This window comes from Streptomyces sp. WAC04114 (genome assembly GCF_019733245.1).
Lineage (GTDB): Bacteria > Actinomycetota > Actinomycetes > Streptomycetales > Streptomycetaceae > Streptomyces > Streptomyces massasporeus_A.
This window is the reverse complement of record NZ_JAIGQA010000028.1, coordinates 39,462-57,457: the sequence shown is the minus strand read 5'-3', so window position 1 is coordinate 57,457 and position 17,996 is coordinate 39,462. Positions and strand designations below refer to the sequence as shown.

General features: G+C 71.2%; 16 protein-coding genes and 1 pseudogene. 10 read left to right on the top strand and 7 right to left on the bottom strand.

Annotation, left to right across the window (positions count from 1 at the left end):
* Together K4G64_RS11015 and K4G64_RS11010 are read left to right on the top strand one after the other, a co-directional pair.
* On the top strand, window positions 1-851 hold an 851-nt coding region (locus K4G64_RS11015), incomplete at its 5' end, for a cbb3-type cytochrome c oxidase subunit I (protein ID WP_221755845.1).
* Window positions 848-1,198 (top strand): hypothetical protein, encoded by a 351-nt coding sequence (locus K4G64_RS11010; RefSeq protein WP_221755844.1) that lies wholly within the window; start codon window positions 848-850, stop codon window positions 1,196-1,198. The genes K4G64_RS11015 and K4G64_RS11010, both read left to right, overlap by 4 nt.
* Window positions 1,199-1,214: 16 nt before the next feature.
* Here K4G64_RS11010 and K4G64_RS11005 read toward each other — a convergent pair whose 3' ends face one another.
* Window positions 1,215-1,823, bottom strand: coding sequence for a DUF2867 domain-containing protein (locus tag K4G64_RS11005; RefSeq protein ID WP_221755843.1), 609 nt, complete (start codon window positions 1,821-1,823; stop codon window positions 1,215-1,217).
* Window positions 1,824-1,919: 96 nt separating this feature from the next.
* Between K4G64_RS11005 and K4G64_RS11000 the strand changes: the two genes are divergently transcribed.
* Window positions 1,920-2,480 carry a TetR/AcrR family transcriptional regulator gene (locus K4G64_RS11000; protein ID WP_221755842.1) on the top strand — a complete coding sequence of 187 codons (561 nt, stop codon included), beginning with the start codon at window positions 1,920-1,922 and terminating at the stop codon, window positions 2,478-2,480.
* 82 nt (window positions 2,481-2,562) lie between these two features.
* Here K4G64_RS11000 and K4G64_RS10995 read toward each other — a convergent pair whose 3' ends face one another.
* Window positions 2,563-3,222, bottom strand: a complete 660-nt coding sequence (locus K4G64_RS10995; protein WP_221755841.1) for a TetR/AcrR family transcriptional regulator — start codon at window positions 3,220-3,222, stop codon at window positions 2,563-2,565.
* 210 nt (window positions 3,223-3,432) lie between these two features.
* On the opposite strand from K4G64_RS10995, the gene K4G64_RS10990 reads away from it, so the two are divergent.
* Entirely contained in the window at window positions 3,433-4,698 is a 1,266-nt protein-coding gene (locus tag K4G64_RS10990; RefSeq protein ID WP_221755840.1) for a YncE family protein, read from the top strand.
* Here the strand turns inward: K4G64_RS10990 and K4G64_RS10985 are convergent.
* On the bottom strand, window positions 4,679-6,547 hold the full coding sequence (locus tag K4G64_RS10985; protein ID WP_221755839.1) for a cellulase family glycosylhydrolase: 1,869 nt from the start codon (window positions 6,545-6,547) through the stop codon (window positions 4,679-4,681). The two genes, K4G64_RS10990 and K4G64_RS10985, sit on opposite strands and share 20 nt — an antisense overlap.
* Window positions 6,548-6,629: 82 nt before the next feature.
* Window positions 6,630-8,603: a translation factor GTPase family protein gene (locus tag K4G64_RS10980; protein ID WP_221755838.1), complete on the bottom strand. Its 1,974-nt coding sequence runs from the start codon at window positions 8,601-8,603 to the stop codon at window positions 6,630-6,632.
* Window positions 8,604-8,794: 191 nt separating this feature from the next.
* On the opposite strand from K4G64_RS10980, the gene K4G64_RS10975 reads away from it, so the two are divergent.
* From K4G64_RS10975 to K4G64_RS10955, 5 genes are all read left to right on the top strand, one after another.
* Window positions 8,795-9,901 carry an XdhC/CoxI family protein gene (locus K4G64_RS10975; protein WP_221755837.1) on the top strand — a complete coding sequence of 369 codons (1,107 nt, stop codon included), beginning with the start codon at window positions 8,795-8,797 and terminating at the stop codon, window positions 9,899-9,901.
* Between the two features lie 99 nt (window positions 9,902-10,000).
* Complete coding sequence (locus K4G64_RS10970) at window positions 10,001-10,333, top strand: putative quinol monooxygenase (protein ID WP_221755836.1); 333 nt, start codon at window positions 10,001-10,003, stop codon at window positions 10,331-10,333.
* Between the two features lie 130 nt (window positions 10,334-10,463).
* Window positions 10,464-11,471 (top strand): NADP-dependent oxidoreductase, encoded by a 1,008-nt coding sequence (locus K4G64_RS10965; protein ID WP_221755835.1) that lies wholly within the window; start codon window positions 10,464-10,466, stop codon window positions 11,469-11,471.
* 40 nt (window positions 11,472-11,511) lie between these two features.
* On the top strand, window positions 11,512-12,564 hold the full coding sequence (locus K4G64_RS10960; protein WP_221755834.1) for an alcohol dehydrogenase catalytic domain-containing protein: 1,053 nt from the start codon (window positions 11,512-11,514) through the stop codon (window positions 12,562-12,564).
* A gap of 726 nt (window positions 12,565-13,290) precedes the next feature.
* Window positions 13,291-14,529: a right-handed parallel beta-helix repeat-containing protein gene (locus K4G64_RS10955; protein ID WP_260460307.1), complete on the top strand. Its 1,239-nt coding sequence runs from the start codon at window positions 13,291-13,293 to the stop codon at window positions 14,527-14,529.
* Here K4G64_RS10955 and K4G64_RS10950 read toward each other — a convergent pair.
* The 3 genes and pseudogenes from K4G64_RS10950 to K4G64_RS10945 form a co-directional block, all read right to left on the bottom strand.
* Window positions 14,524-15,180, bottom strand: a complete 657-nt coding sequence (locus K4G64_RS10950) for a TetR/AcrR family transcriptional regulator (protein WP_221755832.1) — start codon at window positions 15,178-15,180, stop codon at window positions 14,524-14,526. The two genes, K4G64_RS10955 and K4G64_RS10950, sit on opposite strands and share 6 nt — an antisense overlap.
* Window positions 15,181-15,190: 10 nt before the next feature.
* Window positions 15,191-15,340, bottom strand: a pseudogene (locus K4G64_RS40060) (SAM-dependent methyltransferase); the annotation flags it as partial.
* A gap of 37 nt (window positions 15,341-15,377) precedes the next feature.
* Window positions 15,378-15,887 carry a metallophosphoesterase gene (locus K4G64_RS10945; RefSeq protein ID WP_221755831.1) on the bottom strand — a complete coding sequence of 170 codons (510 nt, stop codon included), beginning with the start codon at window positions 15,885-15,887 and terminating at the stop codon, window positions 15,378-15,380.
* Between the two features lie 95 nt (window positions 15,888-15,982).
* On the opposite strand from K4G64_RS10945, the gene K4G64_RS10940 reads away from it, so the two are divergent.
* Window positions 15,983-17,875: a TerD family protein gene (locus tag K4G64_RS10940; protein WP_221755830.1), complete on the top strand. Its 1,893-nt coding sequence runs from the start codon at window positions 15,983-15,985 to the stop codon at window positions 17,873-17,875.
* The last annotated feature ends 121 nt before the right edge of the window (window positions 17,876-17,996 follow it).

The window sequence follows — 17,996 nt, the reverse complement described above, 5'->3', positions numbered from 1 at the left end:
TCTCCGAGGTCATCCCGGTCTTCTCCCGTAAGCCGATGTTCGGTTACACGGGTCTGATCGGCGCGACCATCGCGATCGCGGGTCTGTCCGTGACGGTGTGGGCGCACCACATGTACGTCACCGGCGGCGTGCTGCTGCCGTTCTTCTCCTTCATGACGTTCCTCATCGCCGTACCGACCGGTGTGAAGTTCTTCAACTGGATCGGCACCATGTGGCGCGGAAGCCTGTCCTTCGAGACCCCGATGTTGTGGGCCACGGGCTTTCTGATCACGTTCGTGTTCGGCGGTCTGACGGGTGTGCTGCTGGCCTCGCCGCCGATCGACTTCCATGTCTCCGACTCGTACTTCGTGGTGGCGCACTTCCACTACGTGATCTTCGGGACGGTCGTGTTCGCGATGTTCTCCGGCTTCCACTTCTGGTGGCCGAAGTGGACCGGCAAGATGCTGGACGAGCGCCTCGGCAAGATCACCTTCTGGACGCTGTTCATCGGCTTCCACGGCACGTTCCTGGTCCAGCACTGGCTGGGCGCCGAGGGCATGCAGCGGCGGATCCCCGACTATCTGGCGGTGGAGGGCCTTACCACGCTCAACACGGTGTCGAGCGTCTTCTCGTTCCTGCTCGGCATGTCGATGCTGCCGTTCTTCTACAACGTGTGGAAGACGGCCAAGTACGCCAAGCCGGTCGGCGTCGACGACCCGTGGGGCTACGGCCGTTCCCTGGAGTGGGCGACCTCCTGCCCGCCGCCGCGGCACAACTTCGTCGCCCTGCCGAGGATCCGCAGCGAGTCCGCGGCGTTCGACCTGCACCACGACACCATCGCGGCGGCGGAGCGGGAGTTGACGCTCCGATGACCGCCATGGAAGGGCTCCCCGTGGACCTGCGGGCGTTCCACAACGAGGTCGAGGGCCATCTGCTGGCCGCCGCCGCACGGGAGGAGTCCCGCACGGCCGCCGCCCGCTTCGCCGCCGGGCTCGACTGGTTGCCGGAGGATCGACGGGCTGAGGTGGAGCGGCAGTTCGCGGCGGAGCATCTGGCCCTCGCCCGGGCGTCGTGGCAGCGCACGGCCCGGCGCGGGGAGGAACTGCGCGGCGAGTACGAGACGGTGTACCGCGCACTCCGCGCACGGCTGCTGGCCGCACTGCTGCTGGGGGTCGCGCTGCTGGCGGCGGTGGATCTGGTGGTGCTGGCGTCGGTCTGAGCGGTTCCGGTGCCCCTCAGCGTGCGGTTCGGCGCGCCGTGTTCTCTCGCCACTCCCGGCCGATCGACCGGATGAGGGCCGGGTACACCCCCAGGTACCGGAACGGTTTGATACCGAGCATGTACAGGGAGCCCAGGCGGCCGTTGGGCTTCACCAGGACGGCCATCTGGCCTCGGTAGCCGCCGTTCCCGTCGGGGACCCAGCCGATGTGCATCACCCCGTGCATGGTCTTGTTGGCGTACTCGGCGGCCCACTCGTCGTGTGTCTGGAAGACGGATGTGAAAGGCGCCGAGCTGAGGTCGGGCCCCTGCGGCCCTGCGCGCAGGTCGTCCGGCAGCCGGTCGCGCAGTGTCGCCACCCGGCCGCCGACGCCCGAGTCCGGCTTGTCCCAGCCGAGCAGCGCGCCGAGCTTCCAGCGCACCGCGAAGAGGAAGCGACCCACGAGGTTGCCGCCGTCCGGGCCACCCTTGCCGCCCGCCATCTGCTGGACCAGGTGGTGCAGGTCGTCCGGGCCGCCCGGCGTCGGCAGCGCCCACAGATCCTCGAGCCGGAAGTCGCCGGCGATCTCGTGGATCCGCCAGGGGCGGGACGTGTGGTCGGTCGAGGGAAGGCGCAGATCGCTCATGGCAGATCCTTGTCTATACGGTGGCGTATAGATCGAGCATAGACCCATCTATACGGCTCCGTATACTTGGCCGGGACATGTGAGGGGAGACACCACGTGGGCGCGATCCGTACGCCGCGGGACAAGTGGATCCAGGAGGGGCTGCGAGCGCTCGCCACCGGCGGCCCCGAGGCAGTCCGGGTCGAGGTCCTCGCCCAGGCGCTCGGCGTCAGCAAGGGCGGCTTCTACGGCTACTTCCGCAACCGCGCCGGTCTGCTGGAAGAGATGCTCGACACCTGGGAACGCGCGGTCACCGAGGATGTCATCGAGCGGATCGAGCGCGACGGGGGCGATGCCCGTGAGCGGCTCGGGCGCCTCTTCGACTTCGTGGGATCGGGCGAGTCGCACGTGACCAGCGCCGGGGTCGAGCTCGCCATCCGCGACTGGGCCCGGCGCGACGAGGGCGTCGCGCGCTGCCTCCGCCGGGCCGACAACCGGCGCATGGACTATCTGCGCGAGCTCTACGGGGCCTTCTGTCCCGACGAGGGTGATGTCGAGGCCCGCTGCCTGATCACCTTCTCGCTGCGCATCGGCGACCACCTCATCGCAGCCGACAACGGCCCGCGCAGCCGCACGGAAGTCCTCGCCGCGGTCAGGAAGCGCTTGTTGAGTCCATAGCCGGTCAGGCCCAGATCGAGGGGGCTCCTGGGCACCTGACTCAGGCGCCGCCGTCCGGCCCCTGGTCCGCGGTGCCGGTCGCTCACCCTCCCTGCTTCCACCCCCGCGGCCACAAGATCCCCAGCAACTGCCGGACCAGTTCGTCGACGACCTCGTCGAGGGTCGCGTCGACCCAGCCGGCGCTCCAGTCGTGCAGCAGGCCGTTGACGCTGCCGATGAAACCCGTCGCGGCGAGGCGGTAGTCGCGGGGGGCGGCCTCTCCGCGCGCGGCGGCCGCGTCGGCCTCGGCGCAGATGAGGTCGACCCAGCCGGCCCGCCGGGCCAGCCGCTGCTCCTCCAGGCGAGGGCTGACGCCGATGATCTCGACGAAGGTGATGCGGATCCGGCGCGGATCGGCGGCGACGTTCCCGGCGTAGGCGCGGAAGATGGCGGTGGCGCGTTCGACGAGCGGCAGCTCCGCCGCGCCAGCGGCCGCCTCCAGGACCGCCGCCTCGGCCCAGCCGTTGACCTGGAGGTGCAGAGCGGCGAGCACGTCCTCGAGGGTGCGGAACTCCTCGTAGAACTGCCGCGTGGACAGCCCGGCCGCCTCGCTGAGGGCCGCGACCGTGGTGGAGCGGAAGCCGGGGGTGTCGCCGAACAGTTGGAGCGCCGCGTCGAGGAACCGCCGGCGCCGCTCGGCCTGCCGCTCCTGAGCGGTTTTGCCGCCGTAGCGGCCGGTCGGCGCTCTGAGTCTGCCCGGCACCGGCTCTCCCTTCGTTTCGTTCGAACACTGATTTTGTCGTGCACGCGGTCTTGTGGAGAAGGCCGCCCCTTCCTTACTTTTCAGTAAGTTCACTCTGAAAGCACGTGTGTTCAGATCTCACACGCCCAGCTTTGGCATGTCCCACTCACGATGCTCGCCCCCCAGCAGAGACCCCACAGCAGCGTTCCCACAGCAGAGAGGGGAGCAGTCATGCCCGTCTTGCGACGCCGGCACCTGTGCTCCGTAGCCGCCGCCCTCGCCCTGACCGTCACCGCCCCCGCGACCGCCGCGACCGCCTCCACAACGACCGCCCCGGGCTCCTCCGCCGCACTGCGCGAGGTGCTGTTCGTGGGCAACAACTGGGACGGCACCGCCGACGTGATCCGGTCATCCGGTGACTTCGCGAAGATCGGCCGCATCAACGTCATCCCCGACAAGGACGAGCGGATGGCGGCGATCAACGCCGATCCGATCAAGTGGATCTACTTCATGGCGATCCGCAACAGCGTCGGCGAGGGCCACGACCAGTTCGTCGACGACATGTACGCGACGCCGGACGGGACCTCGGTGGTCGTCTCCCGGCCGAGCTTCGCCGACGTCGTCTCGATCGACCTCGCCTCGGGGCGGCTCAACTGGCGCTTCCCCGTGTCCGGTTACCGCTCGGACCACATGGCCGTCTCCCCCGACGGCAAACGCGTCGCCGTGTCGGCTTCGACCTCCAACACCGTCCATGTGCTGGACATCGTCTCCGGCAGGGAACTGGGCAAGTTCGGCACCGGCGACAAGCCGCACGAGAACATCTTCACCCAGGACGGCAAGTACATCTACAACATGGCGATCGGCGACGTGAACACGCAGACCGACGCCCCGTGGCTGGACTGGACGAAGGGCGACCGGCGCATCACGGTCGTCGACGCCACGACGTACAAGCAGGTCAAGGTCATCGACATGCGTCCGCAGCTGGACGCGCTCGGTCTCAAGGACTACTCCGACGCCGTCCGCCCGGCCGTCTTCTCCCCGGACGAGTCGAAGCTGTACTTCCAGGTCTCCTTCTTCAACGGCTTCTTCGAGTACGACATCGCCACCGGCAAGATCACCCGCACCAAGACCCTGCCGAAGAACCCGGCGACCAGCGACGACCGCACGACCTTCGTCAACGACTCGCGCCACCACGGCATCTCGATGAGCCCGGACGGCCGCAAGCTGTGCGTCGCGGGCACGATGGACGACTACGCCACCGTCGTCGACCGCGCCACCCTCCAGGAGGGCCCGCTCGTCACCGCCTCCAAGCCCTACTGGGCCACGGTCAGCGGTGACGGCAAGTCCTGCGTGGTCTCCGAGAGCGGCACCGACCAGGTCACGGCCATCGACTTCGCCACCGGCAAGAAGGTCGTGTCCGTGCCGGTCGGCGACCACCCGCAGCGCGTCCGGCTCGGCAGGGTGCAGGCCGATTGGACTAGCCCTTCCGCTGGTTGACCTCCCTCGCCGCCCACGCCGCCAGTTCGGAGCGGGCCGCGGCGAGCAGATCCGCCGAGGGAGCCGTCGCCCCGTTGGTCACCAGCGCGTAGTGCAGGACGCCCGAGTCCGGCGCGGTGAGCAGCAGGCGGCGGCTTCCCGTGCCGCCGGGCTCCGGCGCCACGCCGACCGGTGTCGTCGAGGTGTGGGCCGGCGGGGCGTGGACCGTGCCCAGGTCGGAGACGACGGTGGTGGACGCGGTCGGGAAGCTCGCCGGCAGGTGCAGTTCGGTGGGTGCGGCGCCGCCGCCTGAGCGCCACAGCAGCAGCCCGTACTGCCCGGACCCCACGAGTCGTTGCACGTGCGGCAGGGAGCCGGGCACCGGATTCCAGGTCAGGGTCGTCGACCCGTCCCGGGAGCGGTCCTCGTAGGTGAAGCCGACGGTCCGGCCGGCCGTGGCGCTGGGGTAGAGGCGGTCCAGGAGCCGGGCGTCCTGGCGCAGCACCGGTTTGCCGGAGTCGTCGAGGCGTACGGCGGAGAGGTCCTCGTCGTTCCAGGCGTCGCCGCTGGTGAGCACCTTGTCGGGGTTGCCGTTCATCAGCTCGCGGTGGCGGCCGTTGTAGATGTCCCACTGCCACTGGGAGCCGGAGAGCACGGGCCCCGAGGCGGCCGGGTCGGACCACCAGTCGGCACCCTTGAGGCGGGAGTCGAGGGCCTGGTACATCGCCTTGAGGACGGTCGGCGCCTTGTCGGCGACGTGGCCGGCCAGGGGGTGTCCGAACTCGCTGACCACGGCGGCCGTCTGCGCGGCGGCGGCGCGGTCGCGGACGGTGCGGAAGTCGCCCGCGTACTGGCCGTCGGCGGCCTTGCCCCACATGAAGACGCCGGAGATGGCCTTCTGGTCGTAGAAGTGGGTGTTGAAGACGTAGCGCGGTCCGAGTGTGCCGGCGTCGAGAAGGCCGCCCTCCTGCTTCTGGAAGTCGAGGTTGGCGTTCCAGAAGAGGTTCGGTTCGACGAAGGCGGGCTTGTCGCGCCAGCCGGCCGTGTCCATGCGGGCCCGGAACTTCTCGTAGAACGGCCAGAGCACGTCCTTCTCCCAGGCGCGGCTGGTCTGCCCGGAGTCGTACACGCCCGCGTGCGGCTCGTTGTACGGGTCGAAGCCGACGACGCCCTTGAACTGATGGGCGCTGAGGTGCTGTTGCACGTACGCCATGGTCTTCTGGGCGGTGGTGAGGAAGGCGTCCTGCACGCCGTGCGCGTTGTGCCAGAAGTCGTGCGTGGCGCGCTTCACGGCCTCGTTCTGGGTGATGTTCTGCCCCCAGAAGAGGCAGATGCCGCAGGACTCGTCCGGGTAGTTCCCGGCGTCCACCGCCCACTTGGGCGCGCCGTCGCCGGTGTACCAGCTGTCACGGTCGAAGAGGTGCCGGGAGTAGAGGTCCTGGTGGAAGTCGGGGTAGACGCGGATGCCGGCGTCGAGGAACGCTTTCATCTGGTCGGTCGCGGCGGCCAGGTAGGCCGTGTCGACCTGGCCGCGCTCCGGCTCGGCGTACGCCCATGAGAGCAGGAAGCGGACGGTGTTGCCACCGCCGAGGGCGCGCAGCGCGGTCGCCGAGGTGCGGGCGTCGGCGACCGACGCGAAGGGCAGTCCCTTGTTCTCCGCGAGTTTGGTCTCGCCGGAGACGTTGTAGCCGCGCAGCACGATCTCGCGGCCGTGGGCGTCGGTGAAGCGGCCGTTCCGCACGGTGACGGCCGGGTCGTCGAACCAGAGGGGGCCGGGAGGGGCGGCGGTGGCCGGCGGGACGCCCGCCACCGACACGGAGCCGAACAGGACGACCAGGACGACCAGCAGACGCGCTCGGATGGTTGGCATGTCCACTACAGTCCGGCGATATCAGGACACCGTCAACACCCCTGACTCTGGAGTAAGTTCCCGCTCGCCCGGGCCGCACACCTCAGCCGCCCGCCCTTCGTGTCACGTTCAACAGGTACTCCTTCCTGTTCAGCGGGTTGTGGTCGGTGCGCGGGCGCTCGGGAATCGTGCCGTGGGTGACCGGCGCGTAGTGGGCGAAGGAGCTCTCCAGCTCGCCCTCGCCGCGGGTGAGTCCCGGCAGCCGTTGTTCCAGGGCGTGCACCCGGGCGGCCGGCACGGTGCCTTCGAGGACGCAGACGTCCTCCCGGTCGCGCGTCCTCTCGGGTACGGCCCCGAGCCCGGCGAGGACCGGCAGCAGGGCGCCGAGGGTGTCGGCGGGCGCTTCGACGCGGAAGTGGTGCATCGGCTCGTGGACCCGCGTCCCGGCCCGCCGCAGCGCCTCGATCAGCACCAGCGGGGTCACGCCGCGGAAGTCGGCCCCCGTGCTCGACATGCTCTTGTCGAAGCCCTGGTGGGCGTGGCTCTGCCGGGGCGAGTAGCCGCTGTGGGTCATGGTGACCACGCAGTCGGTGACCTGCCAGCCGTGCAGACCCTGGTCGAGGGTCTCGCGCACGGTGTCCTCGACGGCCTTGAAGAAGGCGTACGGCATCGACCCGAGCTCCACCTCCAGCCGGAAGCCGACGCCCGAGCCGGCCGGCGCGGGGTCGACGCGCAGGCCGACCGTCGCGAGGAACGGGTTCGGGTCCTTCTTGTTGAACTCCACGGCCTGCCCGGTGCCGACGGGCCGTTCGACGCAGAGCGGGGTCGTCTCGCGGAAGGTGACGTCGAGGCAGTACTCCTCGGCGAGGGTGGCCTGGATGACTTCCTTCTGCACCTCGCCGTAGAGCGAGACCGAGGTCTCCTGGCGGCGTTCGTCGCGGCGCAGGCCGATCAGCGGGTCCTGCTCGGCGAGCTGGGTGAGCGCGAGGTGCAGCGCTCCCCGGTTCACCCCCGGGCCGGGGACGACGACCGTCTCCAGGGTCGGTGGAGCGAAGAAGTGCTCGTAGGCCTTGCGGGGTTCGCCGATCGCGTCGCCGATCCGGATGTCGCCGAGCCCGGTGAGGCGGGCGATCCGGCCGGCGACGACGGAGTCCTCGCGGGTGTCCGCGCCGTGGCCGAAGACGCTGATGCCGGTGATCCGGCCTTCGGCGCCGTCCGTTCCGAAGGGAACCCGGTCGCGGGTGCGCAGGGTCCCGGAGAACATCCGGACGTAGGCGACCTTCTCCCCCGCCGGGCCCCGGTCGACCTTGAACACGGTGGCGGACACCGGCCCGTCGGCGTCGCCGTCGGCAGTGGGAAGCAGCGTTTCGATGCCGGACAGGAGCGCCCGCACGCCCGCGCCCGTGGCGGCGGAGCCGAAGTAGACCGGGTGGACGAGCGCCTCCCGGGTCTGCGCGACGAGGGAGCCGTGCAGCGACGCGTCCGTGACGGTGTTCTCGACGTACGCGGCCAGCAGGGCGTCGTCGTGCCCGGTCAGGACGTCGAGGGCGGCGGCCGGTCCGAGCCCGGGGGTGAAGCGGGCCGCGCGGGTGCCGAGGCCGGTGGCGGTCCCCATCGGCACGATCGCCGGGGTCAGCCGGGCCGAGATCTCCCGCAGCACCGCCTCGTGGCGCGCCCCGCTCCGGTCGATCTTGTTGACGAAGAGCAGGGTCGGGATGCGCAGCCGCCGCAGCGTCCGCATCAGCACCCGCGTCTGCGCCTGCACGCCTTCCACGGCGGAGATCACCAGGACGACGCCGTCGAGCACGCCGAGGACGCGCTCCACCTCGGCGATGAAGTCGGGGTGGCCGGGGGTGTCGATGAGGTTGACGGTCACGCCGTCGAGCGGGAAGGAGACGACGGCGGACTTGATGGTGATGCCGCGCCGGCGCTCCAGGGCGAGGGTGTCGGTGCGGGTGTTCCCGTCGTCGACGCTGCCGATCTCGTCGATCACCCCGGCCGAATGGAGCAGCCGCTCGGTCAGGCTGGTCTTACCGGCGTCGACATGGGCGAGAATTCCGAGGTTGAGCATGTGCACGAAGCGTCATGTCCTTTGAAGAGAGGTCCTTTCCTGACTGGGGGGACATGTACGCACGGCGCATCTGGCGCTCCTTCGGACTCGGTGACGTCGCTGTCCTGAGCAGTGCAGCAGACCGGCACGGAGGGTCACAACGGAATTAACCGCCGCCGGGGTACCCGGCGGGGTGCGCGCAAGGAAGGGAGCGGCTCGTGCGTGACGTTCTCCCGGTACTCGGCCGCTGGTACGCGGCCGGGGTGCCGTTCGGGCTCGCGACGGTCGTCCAGGTCAGCCGCAGCGCGCCGCGCGACCCGGGCGCGGCGATGGCGGTGGGCCCGGACGAGGAGGTCGTGGGCAGCGTCTCCGGCGGCTGTGTCGAGGGCGCCGTGCTCGAGCTGGCGCAGGAGGTCGCCGCGGGCGGCGAGGCCCGGCTGGAGACCTACGGCTACAGCGACGAGGATGCCTTCGCGGTGGGCCTGACCTGCGGCGGCGAGATCACTCTGCTCGTGCGCGCGGTCACGCCCGAGCAGGACCCCGGCTTCGGCGCCGTCGCGGACTCGGTCGCGGCGGGCGAGCCGGTCACCGTGGCGACCGTGACCGACGGCCCGGCCCCGCGCGGGGCGGCCCTCACCGCCTGGCCGGACCGGACCCTCGGCACGCTCGGCGCGAGCGGCCTGGACGCGGCCGTGACCGCCGACGCCCGCGGCGAACTCGCCCTCGGCGCGACCGGCCTGCGGCACTACGGGCCCGAGGGGCAGCGCCGCGAGGACTCGGTGAGCGTGTTCCTGCAGTCCTTCGCGCCACCACCGCGGATGCTGGTCTTCGGCGCGATCGACTACGCCGCGGCTGTGGCCCGCATCGGGGACTTCCTCGGCTACCGGGTCACCGTCTGCGACGCCCGTCCCGCCTTCGCCACACCCCGGCGCTTCCCGGAGGGCGTCGAGGTGGTCGCCGAGTGGCCGCACCGCTATCTGCGCGACACCGTCACGGACGAGCGCACGGTGATCTGCGTCCTCACCCACGACCCGAAGTTCGACGTGCCGCTGCTGACGGAGGCGCTGCGCCGCCCGGCCGCCTACATCGGGGCGATGGGCAGCCGCCGCACCCACGCCGACCGGGCGGCACGGCTGGCCGAGGCCGGTCTCACCGGCGGCGAGCTGTCCCGGCTGCGCTCACCGGTCGGCCTCGATCTCGGGGCGCGTACGCCCGAGGAGGTGGCGGTGTCCGTCGCCGCCGAGATCGTGGCGCTGCGGTGGGGCGGCAGCGGCGCGCCGCTGACGGCGACGGAGGGGGCGGTGCATCCATACCGGTCCTCCTGATCACCGGCACGGCTCCCGTCACATCGCCATCGAGCCGGGTCCGTACGATCGAGTCGCCAACCGCAGGTCAATGCTTCAGCACTTCCCGAAGGGAATCCCATGATCTTCATCACCGCCAAGTTCCGTGTCCGCCCCGAGCACGCCGACCGCTGGCCCGAGATCGCCGCCGACTTCACCCGGGCGACGCGCGCCGAGCCCGGCTGCCTGTGGTTCGACTGGTCGCGCAGCGTGGACGAGCCGACGGAGTACGTCCTCGTCGAGGCCTTCCGCGATGACGAGGCCGGAGCCGCACATGTGCAGTCCGCGCACTTCAAGGCCGCCCAGCAGACGCTGCCTCCGCATCTGGCCGAGACGCCGCGCATCGTGAACGCGAGCATCCCGCAGGACGACTGGTCGCTCCTCGGGGAGATGGCGGTGCCGGGGCAGGAGTAGCCCCCCCGCCCTCCGGCCGACCGCACGGGCCGGGAGTCGTGGCGCCCCGGCTCTTGCCTCGGACGGCGGGCACCCGTACGCTCACGGCCGTACCGACTGGGCGGTATGTAGCCGAGGAGAGGCGCCGGAGATGAGCACGATCAACCGCCAGATACGCCTGGCCGCACGTCCCGTGGGAGAGCCGCGCCCCACCGACTGGGAGCACGTCGAGGAGCCGGCGGGGCAGCCGGGCGACGGGGAGATCCTGGTACAGGTGCTCTGTCTGTCGATCGACCCGGCGATGCGCGGCTGGATGAACGCGGGCAGGTCCTACATCCGCCCGGTGGAGATCGGCGAGGTGATGCGCGCCGGCGCCGTGGGCAGGGTGGTCGCCTCCCGGCACTCCGGATTCGCGGTCGGCGACCATGTGTCGGGCACGTTCGGCGTGCAGGAGTACTGCGTGTCGGACGGGCGCGGCGTGACCAAGGTCGACCCCGCGGCCGCTCCCTTGCCGACCTATCTCGGGACGCTCGGCATGTCGGGTCTGACGGCCTACTTCGGCCTGATCGAGGTCGGGCGTCCCGAGCCGGGGCAGACCGTCGTGGTCTCCGGAGCGGCCGGGGCCGTCGGCAGCGTCGTCGGGCAGATCGCCAAGATCCTCGGATGCCGGGTCATCGGCATCGCCGGCGGCAAGGCCAAGTGCCGGATGGTGGTCGACGAGTTCGGGTTCGACGCCGCGATCGACTACCAGAGCGAGGACGTCCGCAAGGCCCTGCGCGAGCACGCCCCCGACGGCGTCGACGTGTACTTCGACAACGTCGGCGGCGAGGTCCTTGACGCCGTGCTGCTGCGGCTGGCGCGCGGCGCCCGCATCGTCGTGTGCGGCGCGATCTCCCAGTACAACAGCACCAAGCCGCAAGGCCCCGCCAACTACCTGTCGCTGCTGGTGAACCGCGCCTCCATGACGGGCATCGTGGTGTTCGACTGGGCCGACCGGTACGCGGAGGGCATCGCGCAGATGGCCGCGTGGCGGGCGGAGGGCCGGCTGAAGTCCCTGGAGGACGTGGTGTCCGGCTCGGTCACGGAGTTCCCCGACACCCTGATGCGGCTGTTCCGTGGTGACAACCGCGGCAAGCTGGTGCTGAAGATCGCGGACTGACCGGACCGGAGGGAGGAAGGGACAGGGAGGGAACGATCCGATGAAGGCACTGACCTACCACGGCCGTCACGACATCCGCTACGGGGACGCCCCCGACCCGGCCGTCACCAGGCCCGCCGACGCGGTGGTGCGGGTGACCGCGGCCGGCATCTGCGGCAGCGACCTGCACATCTACGACGGCCACGGGTTCAGCCCCGAACTGGGCTACACACCGGGACACGAATGCGTCGGCGTGGTCGTCGAGACCGGTGCCCAGGTCACCCGGTTCAAGCCCGGCGACCGGGTCCTGGTGCCCGCCTCGGTCGGCTGTGCGCAGTGCCGGCAGTGCGCGGCCGGGTTCACCGCCCGGTGCGAGCGCGCCACGTCGAGCACGGACCTCTGCTACGGAGTCAGCCCGAAGCTCCCGGGCAGCCAGGCCCAGGCCCTGGCGGTGCCCTGCGCCGACGTGAATCTGGTGCCCCTGCCCGAGGACATCTCCGACGAGGCCGCCGTCGTCCTGACGGACAACGCCCCCACCGCCTGGTACGGCTGCCGCCGTGCCCGCATCCAGCCCGGTGAGACCGTCCTGGTCATCGGCCTGGGCCCGGTCGGTCTCATGGCCGCTCAGTCCGCCTTCGCGATGGGCGCGGCCCGGGTGCTGGGCGTGGACCTGGTCGCGGAGCGCCGCGCCTTCGCCGCCGGCCTGGGCGTCGAGCCGGTCGAGGGGGACGACGTGCGGTCGGCCATCCGGGAGATGACCTCCGGCCGTGGACCGGACGCCGTGGTGGAGGCCGTGGGCTCCGACGCGACCATCGAACTCGCCGTCAAGGCCGTCCGGCAGGCCGGCCGCGTGAGCGTCATCGGGGTCAGCCAGAACAAGGCGTTCCCGTTCCACATGTACCTGGCGCAGATCAAGGAACTGGAGTTCGCCATAGGGCTGTGCTCGGTGCACTACGAACTCCCTCCCCTGATCGCCCTCACCCGTGCCGGACGGATCAAGCCCGAGGTCGTGGTCTCCCACCGCTTCGCCCTCTCCGACGGACCGGCGGCGTACGAATTGTTCGCCGGCCGCTCCGACGGCGTCCGCAAGATCGTTCTCGACCCGACCGGCTGACCGTTCCCGGCCGTTCGCTCATGCGGACCGCGGACGAGCTGAACCGCGACGCGGCGATGTCCGACGCCACTTGGGAGGGTGTGAGGGACGCCCGGAGCAGCCGGGATACCGCCTGACCGCCCCGCCGCAAGGTACTGCTGCTCAACGTCCCTTGCCGGAAGGGTAGTTCCGTCCGCCCGGGTGATTCCGTACGCGCTGCCGCGCCGGATGTCGCCCGCACAAGGCTGAAATGTTCGGCCATCACGCCCTCGCAGCCGTCGGCGCTGCCGATCGCCTGCGCGAGGAGCCCCGGCAAGGCGCACGCCCGTAGCCCCCGCCCGGCCCCGCCCCGCTCGGGCCGGGCCGGCCGGGCGAAGGACCGCTCCGGCTCGGCCCGTACCGCTGCGAGCCCGCTCATCGGCGCGCCTCCGGGCCGCCCCGGAACACGTCGACGACCGCCCAGCGGATGTCGGACATCACGGCCTCCACGCCCCGCTTCGGTCCGGCTCCGGCCCCCTCTACCGCCCCGTGGCGGCGGCATCCCCATTCGGCCATTTCCGGGTTCGCCGGTGGACACGGTGCGGTCTGAATGGAACGCTCCCTCCAGACCGCGGACGGTACCCCGGAGGCTCACCCCCGGACGATCCGACGCCGTTCCCCGCACGAGCCGCGCATCGCTCACCGGCACGAAGTCCTCACAAAGCCGAGTCCTGGTACGCCCGGATGCCTCGCCGAGAGGGGTTCCTCATGCAACGCACCACCGTCACAGCCGCCATCAGCGCCGTCCTCCTCGCCACCGCCGCACTTCCCGTCGCCCATGCCGCCGTTCCCGTGGACTCAGGTCCCGCGGAGTTCACCGTGGACACCACGTCCGACGCGGTCGACGCCGACGGGGCGGACGGCCGCTGTCTCACCGCCACGGGCCACTGCAGCCTGCGTGCCGCGGTGATGGCCGCCAACGCCCGGCCGGGCAGCACGATCACGCTGCCTCCCGGCCACTACCGGCTGACGATCCCGCCGGACCCGCGGCTGATCATCGGCGACCACCCCGACCCCACCACGGGCGACCTGAACGTCGCCGCCCCCGTCACGATCAAGGGCGGTGGCGCCCGGACCACCGTCATCGACGCCAACCGCCTGGACCGGGCCTTCCGGATGCAGGCGGACTCACGGCTGTCCGACCTGACGATCACCAGAGGGGTGACCGCGCAGCGCGAACTGCCCATCACCGACACCGGTGGTGGCGCGATCGCCAACGGCCATCACATGACGCTGCGGCGGGTCGCCGTGACCGGGAACTCCGCCGGTTACGGCGGAGGCATCTTCAACGTCCCGGACTCCCACCTCGACCTGATCGACAGCACCGTCAGCGGGAACACCGCGGGAGAGGCCGGCGGCATCAGGTTCGACGCCACCGGTACCGTGACCAACTCGACGATCGCGGACAACCGGGTGACGAACCCCGGCGACCGGCCCGGCAGCCTCGCCGGGTACGGCGGAGGCATCGACATCAGGGGCACCGGCCTTGTGGAGATCCTCAACTCGACCATCACCGGCAACCGTTCCAGCGACGGCGGAGGCGGGATCAACATCGCACCCGCCTACCTCGACAGTCTGCCCTTCCCGCTCCCCGACATCATCGATCTGCCTCTCGGGCGCATGACGCTGCGCAACTCCGTGATCGCCGGCAACTCCGTCGACGGCGCGCCCGCCGACTGCAAGAAGGCCTTCGCCACCATCACGTCGCAGGGCCACAACCTCGACGGCGACGGCAGCTGCCGGCTGACCGGCGCGGGCGATCTGCCCAGCCGTACACCCCTGCTGGGACCGCTCGCGGACAACGGCGGCCCCACCGACACCGTCGCGCTGCTGCCGGGGAGCCCCGCCCGGGACGGGGCCGACGGCTGCCCGGCCGCCGACCAGCGCGGCGTCACGCGCCCCCAGGGCGCCGGCTGCGACATCGGCGCATACGAGGCCGGGTCATGACGCCGCGTCACACCCCCTGACCTCGCCGTCGCCAGGGGCGCCGCTTGCGGGAACGCCGTGGTGGGCGGCCAGCGCCGACAATGCCACGCGCAGCGGTTCGGTCTCCAGAGCGGCGTCCGGCTCGAACCAGCGGGCCACAGCGGTTCCGCTCGTCATCCTCAGCGTGAAGCGCGCCAGTTCGTCCGCCACCTCGGGACGGTCACGCAGTGGGAAGACCGAGCTGAGGGAGTCCCGGGCCCAGGCCACCAGCGCGTCGCGGTAGTGACGCACCTCGGCCACGGCCGCCGCGCTGGCGTCCTTTTGCACCATGCCCAGTCCCAACAGCAGCTTCACGCCTCGTGGGTGGCATCGGAACGCGCCCGCGAGCCCGGTGAGGAAGGTGTCCAGACGCTCCGCGACGTCGGCGCCCGGCACCGCGGCCGGGGGCAGCGCAGCCAGCAGCGCGATCCTCGCCCGCTCCAGCACCGCGACGTAGATCCCGTCCTTGCTGCGGAAGTGCCAGTAGATCGAGCTGACCGGCAGACCGCATGCGGTGGAGATCATCGAGATGGACGTGGCGGCGTAGCCATGGCGCGACATCAGCTCGCCGGCGGTGTCCAGTATCGCGTCGCGGGACCGCGCGCCACGGTCCAGTGCCGGTGCCTCCGTCATGGGGCCGACTCTAGAGGAAGGACTGCGGGCCGTCGCCCGTCGGACGGCGGCCCCGGGCCGAGATCATCGGGGAGGTGGCGAGGTCGAGGCGTCCGGCGGAGATGTCGGCGAGGTGCCGTTCGGTCTCCTCGTCCGTGACGAGCCCCTCGGCGACGAGCTGCCTGCCCCGACCTCCGGCACCGCCACCCCTCAGCGGTTCAGCGCGGTGCGCGGGGCGGCAGCCGGTGCAGTTCCACGTCCGTGAGCCGCCCCTCGGCGACCGTGGCGGTCATGTACGTGCAGTGGGGCCGGCTGCGCCGGTCCGTCGGGGAGCCCGGGTTCAGCAGCCGCAGGCCGGAGGGCGCCGTGGTGTCCCAGGGGATGTGGCTGTGGCCGAAGACCAGCACGTCCAGATCGGGGAAGCGGGCGGCGCACCGCTGCTCCCGGCCCTGCTTGCCGCCCGTCTCATGGATCACGCCGAACCGCACCCCGCCCAGTTCCGCGTACGCCACCTCGGGCAGCCGCGCACGCAGATCGGCCCCGTCGTTGTTCCCGTACACCCCGACGAGCCTGCGACAACGGGCCTCCAGCAGATCGAGGGTGTCCACGTCGACCCAGTCCCCGGCGTGGAACACGACGTCGGCCGTCGGGAGTTCGGCGAGCAAGGGGGCGGGCAGTTCCCTGGCCCGCTTGGGCAGGTGGGTGTCGGACATCAGGAGGAGGCGCACATCCTCACCCTAGAGGGTGCCGTTCAATATCCACTTATCCGGACGAATCGGCATCCAGGTTGAAGGATCGGTGAAGATCCCTCCATCCTTCCTCCATGCCTCTCCTCTCCCCTGCCTTCGATGCGTCCGGCCTGCGCGACTACGCCTACGACTGGGCGGTGGTCGACGTGGAGACGTCAGGGCTGGTCGCCCGCCGCGATCGGGTGCTCTCCCTGGCCGTGGTGACGCTGGGGCCGGACGGGGAGCAGACGGACGAGTTCTCGACCCTCCTCGACCCCGGCTGCGATCCCGGGCCGGTGCACGTCCACGGACTGACGGCCGAGAGGCTGCGCGGCGCCCCGGCCTTCGACCAGGTCGCGCCGCGGATCGCACCGATGCTGCGGGACCGGGTGCTCGTCGCGCACCATGCCCAGTTCGACTACGACTTCCTCGCCCACGAGTTCGCCCGCGCCGGCATCGCGCTTCCGGTGGACCGTCGCCTGTGCACCCTCGCGCTGAACCGGCGGGTCGATCCGCCGACCGAGGACCTCAGGCTGGGCACGCTCGCCGCCCATTACGGCGTTCCCCAGGTCAGAGCACATGACGCGCTCGACGACACCCGGGTGCTGGCGGGTGTGCTGCGCGCCTCGCTCCGGGAGGCCGCGCGCCTCGAACTGCCGTTGCCGTTCGTGTCGTGTCCGCCGCGCCAGGACCCCCGGTTCGCGCCCCGGACGCCCAAGACGCCGTGCGCCTACCGCAACCCGGGGCGGCCGGAACCGGACGGACCACTGGTGCAGGGCATGAAGATCGCGATCACCGGTGAGACGCAGACGCCGCGCGCGGAGCTGGAGCGGCAGGCCGTCGAGGCCGGACTCAACGTGATGGGGTCCGTCAGCCGGCACACCAGCGCACTGGTCGGCAACGACACCTCGTCCGGCTCCGGCAAGGCGCGGCGCGCCCTGGCCGAGGGCGTGCCGGTGCTCGACGAGGCCACGTTCGTACGGCTGCTGGGGGACGTACGGCCGGGGACCCGCCACGAGCGGACGCGAGGCGCGGAAGTCGTGATCCCCTCGCCGACGGCGCCTCCTGGCACGGACCTCGTCCCGCCGGTCCAGGAGCCCTCGGTCCCCGCCTCTCCCCTCCCCGGCCCGGCGCCGTCGGCATCGTCGACGCCGCCCCGTACGACAGGTCCGGTCCCCCAGGACCGCCCCCTCGCGGGCCGACGCGTCCTGGTGCTCGGTGGCACGCACCCCGATGCCGTCGCGGCCCGCGGCAGAATTGTCGAGCTCGGTGGGGCAGCGGCGATCAACCTCTCCGCGAGCGTCACCGACGTCGTGCTCCTGGAGGGCGGCGAGCGGGACCGCCGGATGAAGCGGATCACCGCTCTCGCGTTCCCGACGCACACCGCCTCGTGGCTCGACGCCCCGGTCATCACCCCGCTCCCCCGAGAGGGCGGCGGACCGGAGGCACCCCTCGTCCTCCCGCGCGGCGGCGTCATCGACCTGCCGCAGCCGAGCGGCTCCTCCTCCCCGGTCCCCTGGACCGTCACGGCGACCTGGGCGCAGCAGACGTCGTGCGAGATCGACGTGGTCGCCTTCGTCGTCGACGAGGAGGAACAGGTCTGCTTCGACGAGGACTTCGTCTTCTACGGCGCTCCCGAGAATCCGGGTGGGACGGTGCGGCTGCACAGCGACGGGCCGACCGAGCAGACGATCGGCGTCGATCTCGCCGCCCTGCCCCCCTCGGCCCGCAAGGTCGTGGTGGCCGCCGCCATCGACGGCTCGCCCACCTTCGGCGACGTCGGTGCGATCCACATCAGCTCCGGACCGGGCTCCAGCGCCGCGCCTCTGGTCCAGGCCACCCTTGACGCCGCGACCACCGAGCGCACCCTGCTGCTCGCCGAGCTCTACCGTCGCGGCCCTCTGTGGCGCCTGCGCACCGTGGGGCAGGGGTACGACGAAGGGCTGGACGCCCTGGCCCGGGGCTTTGGTGTGGACGTCTCCGCCTGAAGCGACTTTGACCGCGAACAGACAGACGCCGCAGCTCAGTTGCCCCGTCCGGGGAGATGATCACGGCGAGGTCTCGAAAGGTGAGGGGACCTCGCCGAGCGGGTTAGCATCGGGCAACACG

Bases quoted from the DNA above. Each gene is read 5' to 3' on its own strand.
- K4G64_RS10950 (WP_221755832.1), bottom strand. From the start codon at position 15,180: ATGACGGAGGCACCGGCACTGGACCGTGGCGCGCGGTCCCGCGACGCG.
- K4G64_RS11010 (WP_221755844.1), top strand. From the start codon at position 848: ATGACCGCCATGGAAGGGCTCCCCGTGGACCTGCGGGCGTTCCACAAC.
- K4G64_RS10965 (WP_221755835.1), top strand. From the start codon at position 10,464: ATGAGCACGATCAACCGCCAGATACGCCTGGCCGCACGTCCCGTGGGA.
- K4G64_RS10970 (WP_221755836.1), top strand. From the start codon at position 10,001: ATGATCTTCATCACCGCCAAGTTCCGTGTCCGCCCCGAGCACGCCGAC.
- K4G64_RS10940 (WP_221755830.1), top strand. From the start codon at position 15,983: ATGCCTCTCCTCTCCCCTGCCTTCGATGCGTCCGGCCTGCGCGACTAC.
- K4G64_RS11005 (WP_221755843.1), bottom strand. From the start codon at position 1,823: ATGAGCGATCTGCGCCTTCCCTCGACCGACCACACGTCCCGCCCCTGG.
- K4G64_RS10990 (WP_221755840.1), top strand. From the start codon at position 3,433: ATGCCCGTCTTGCGACGCCGGCACCTGTGCTCCGTAGCCGCCGCCCTC.
- K4G64_RS10955 (WP_260460307.1), top strand. From the start codon at position 13,291: ATGCAACGCACCACCGTCACAGCCGCCATCAGCGCCGTCCTCCTCGCC.
- K4G64_RS10960 (WP_221755834.1), top strand. From the start codon at position 11,512: ATGAAGGCACTGACCTACCACGGCCGTCACGACATCCGCTACGGGGAC.
- K4G64_RS10985 (WP_221755839.1), bottom strand. From the start codon at position 6,547: ATGCCAACCATCCGAGCGCGTCTGCTGGTCGTCCTGGTCGTCCTGTTC.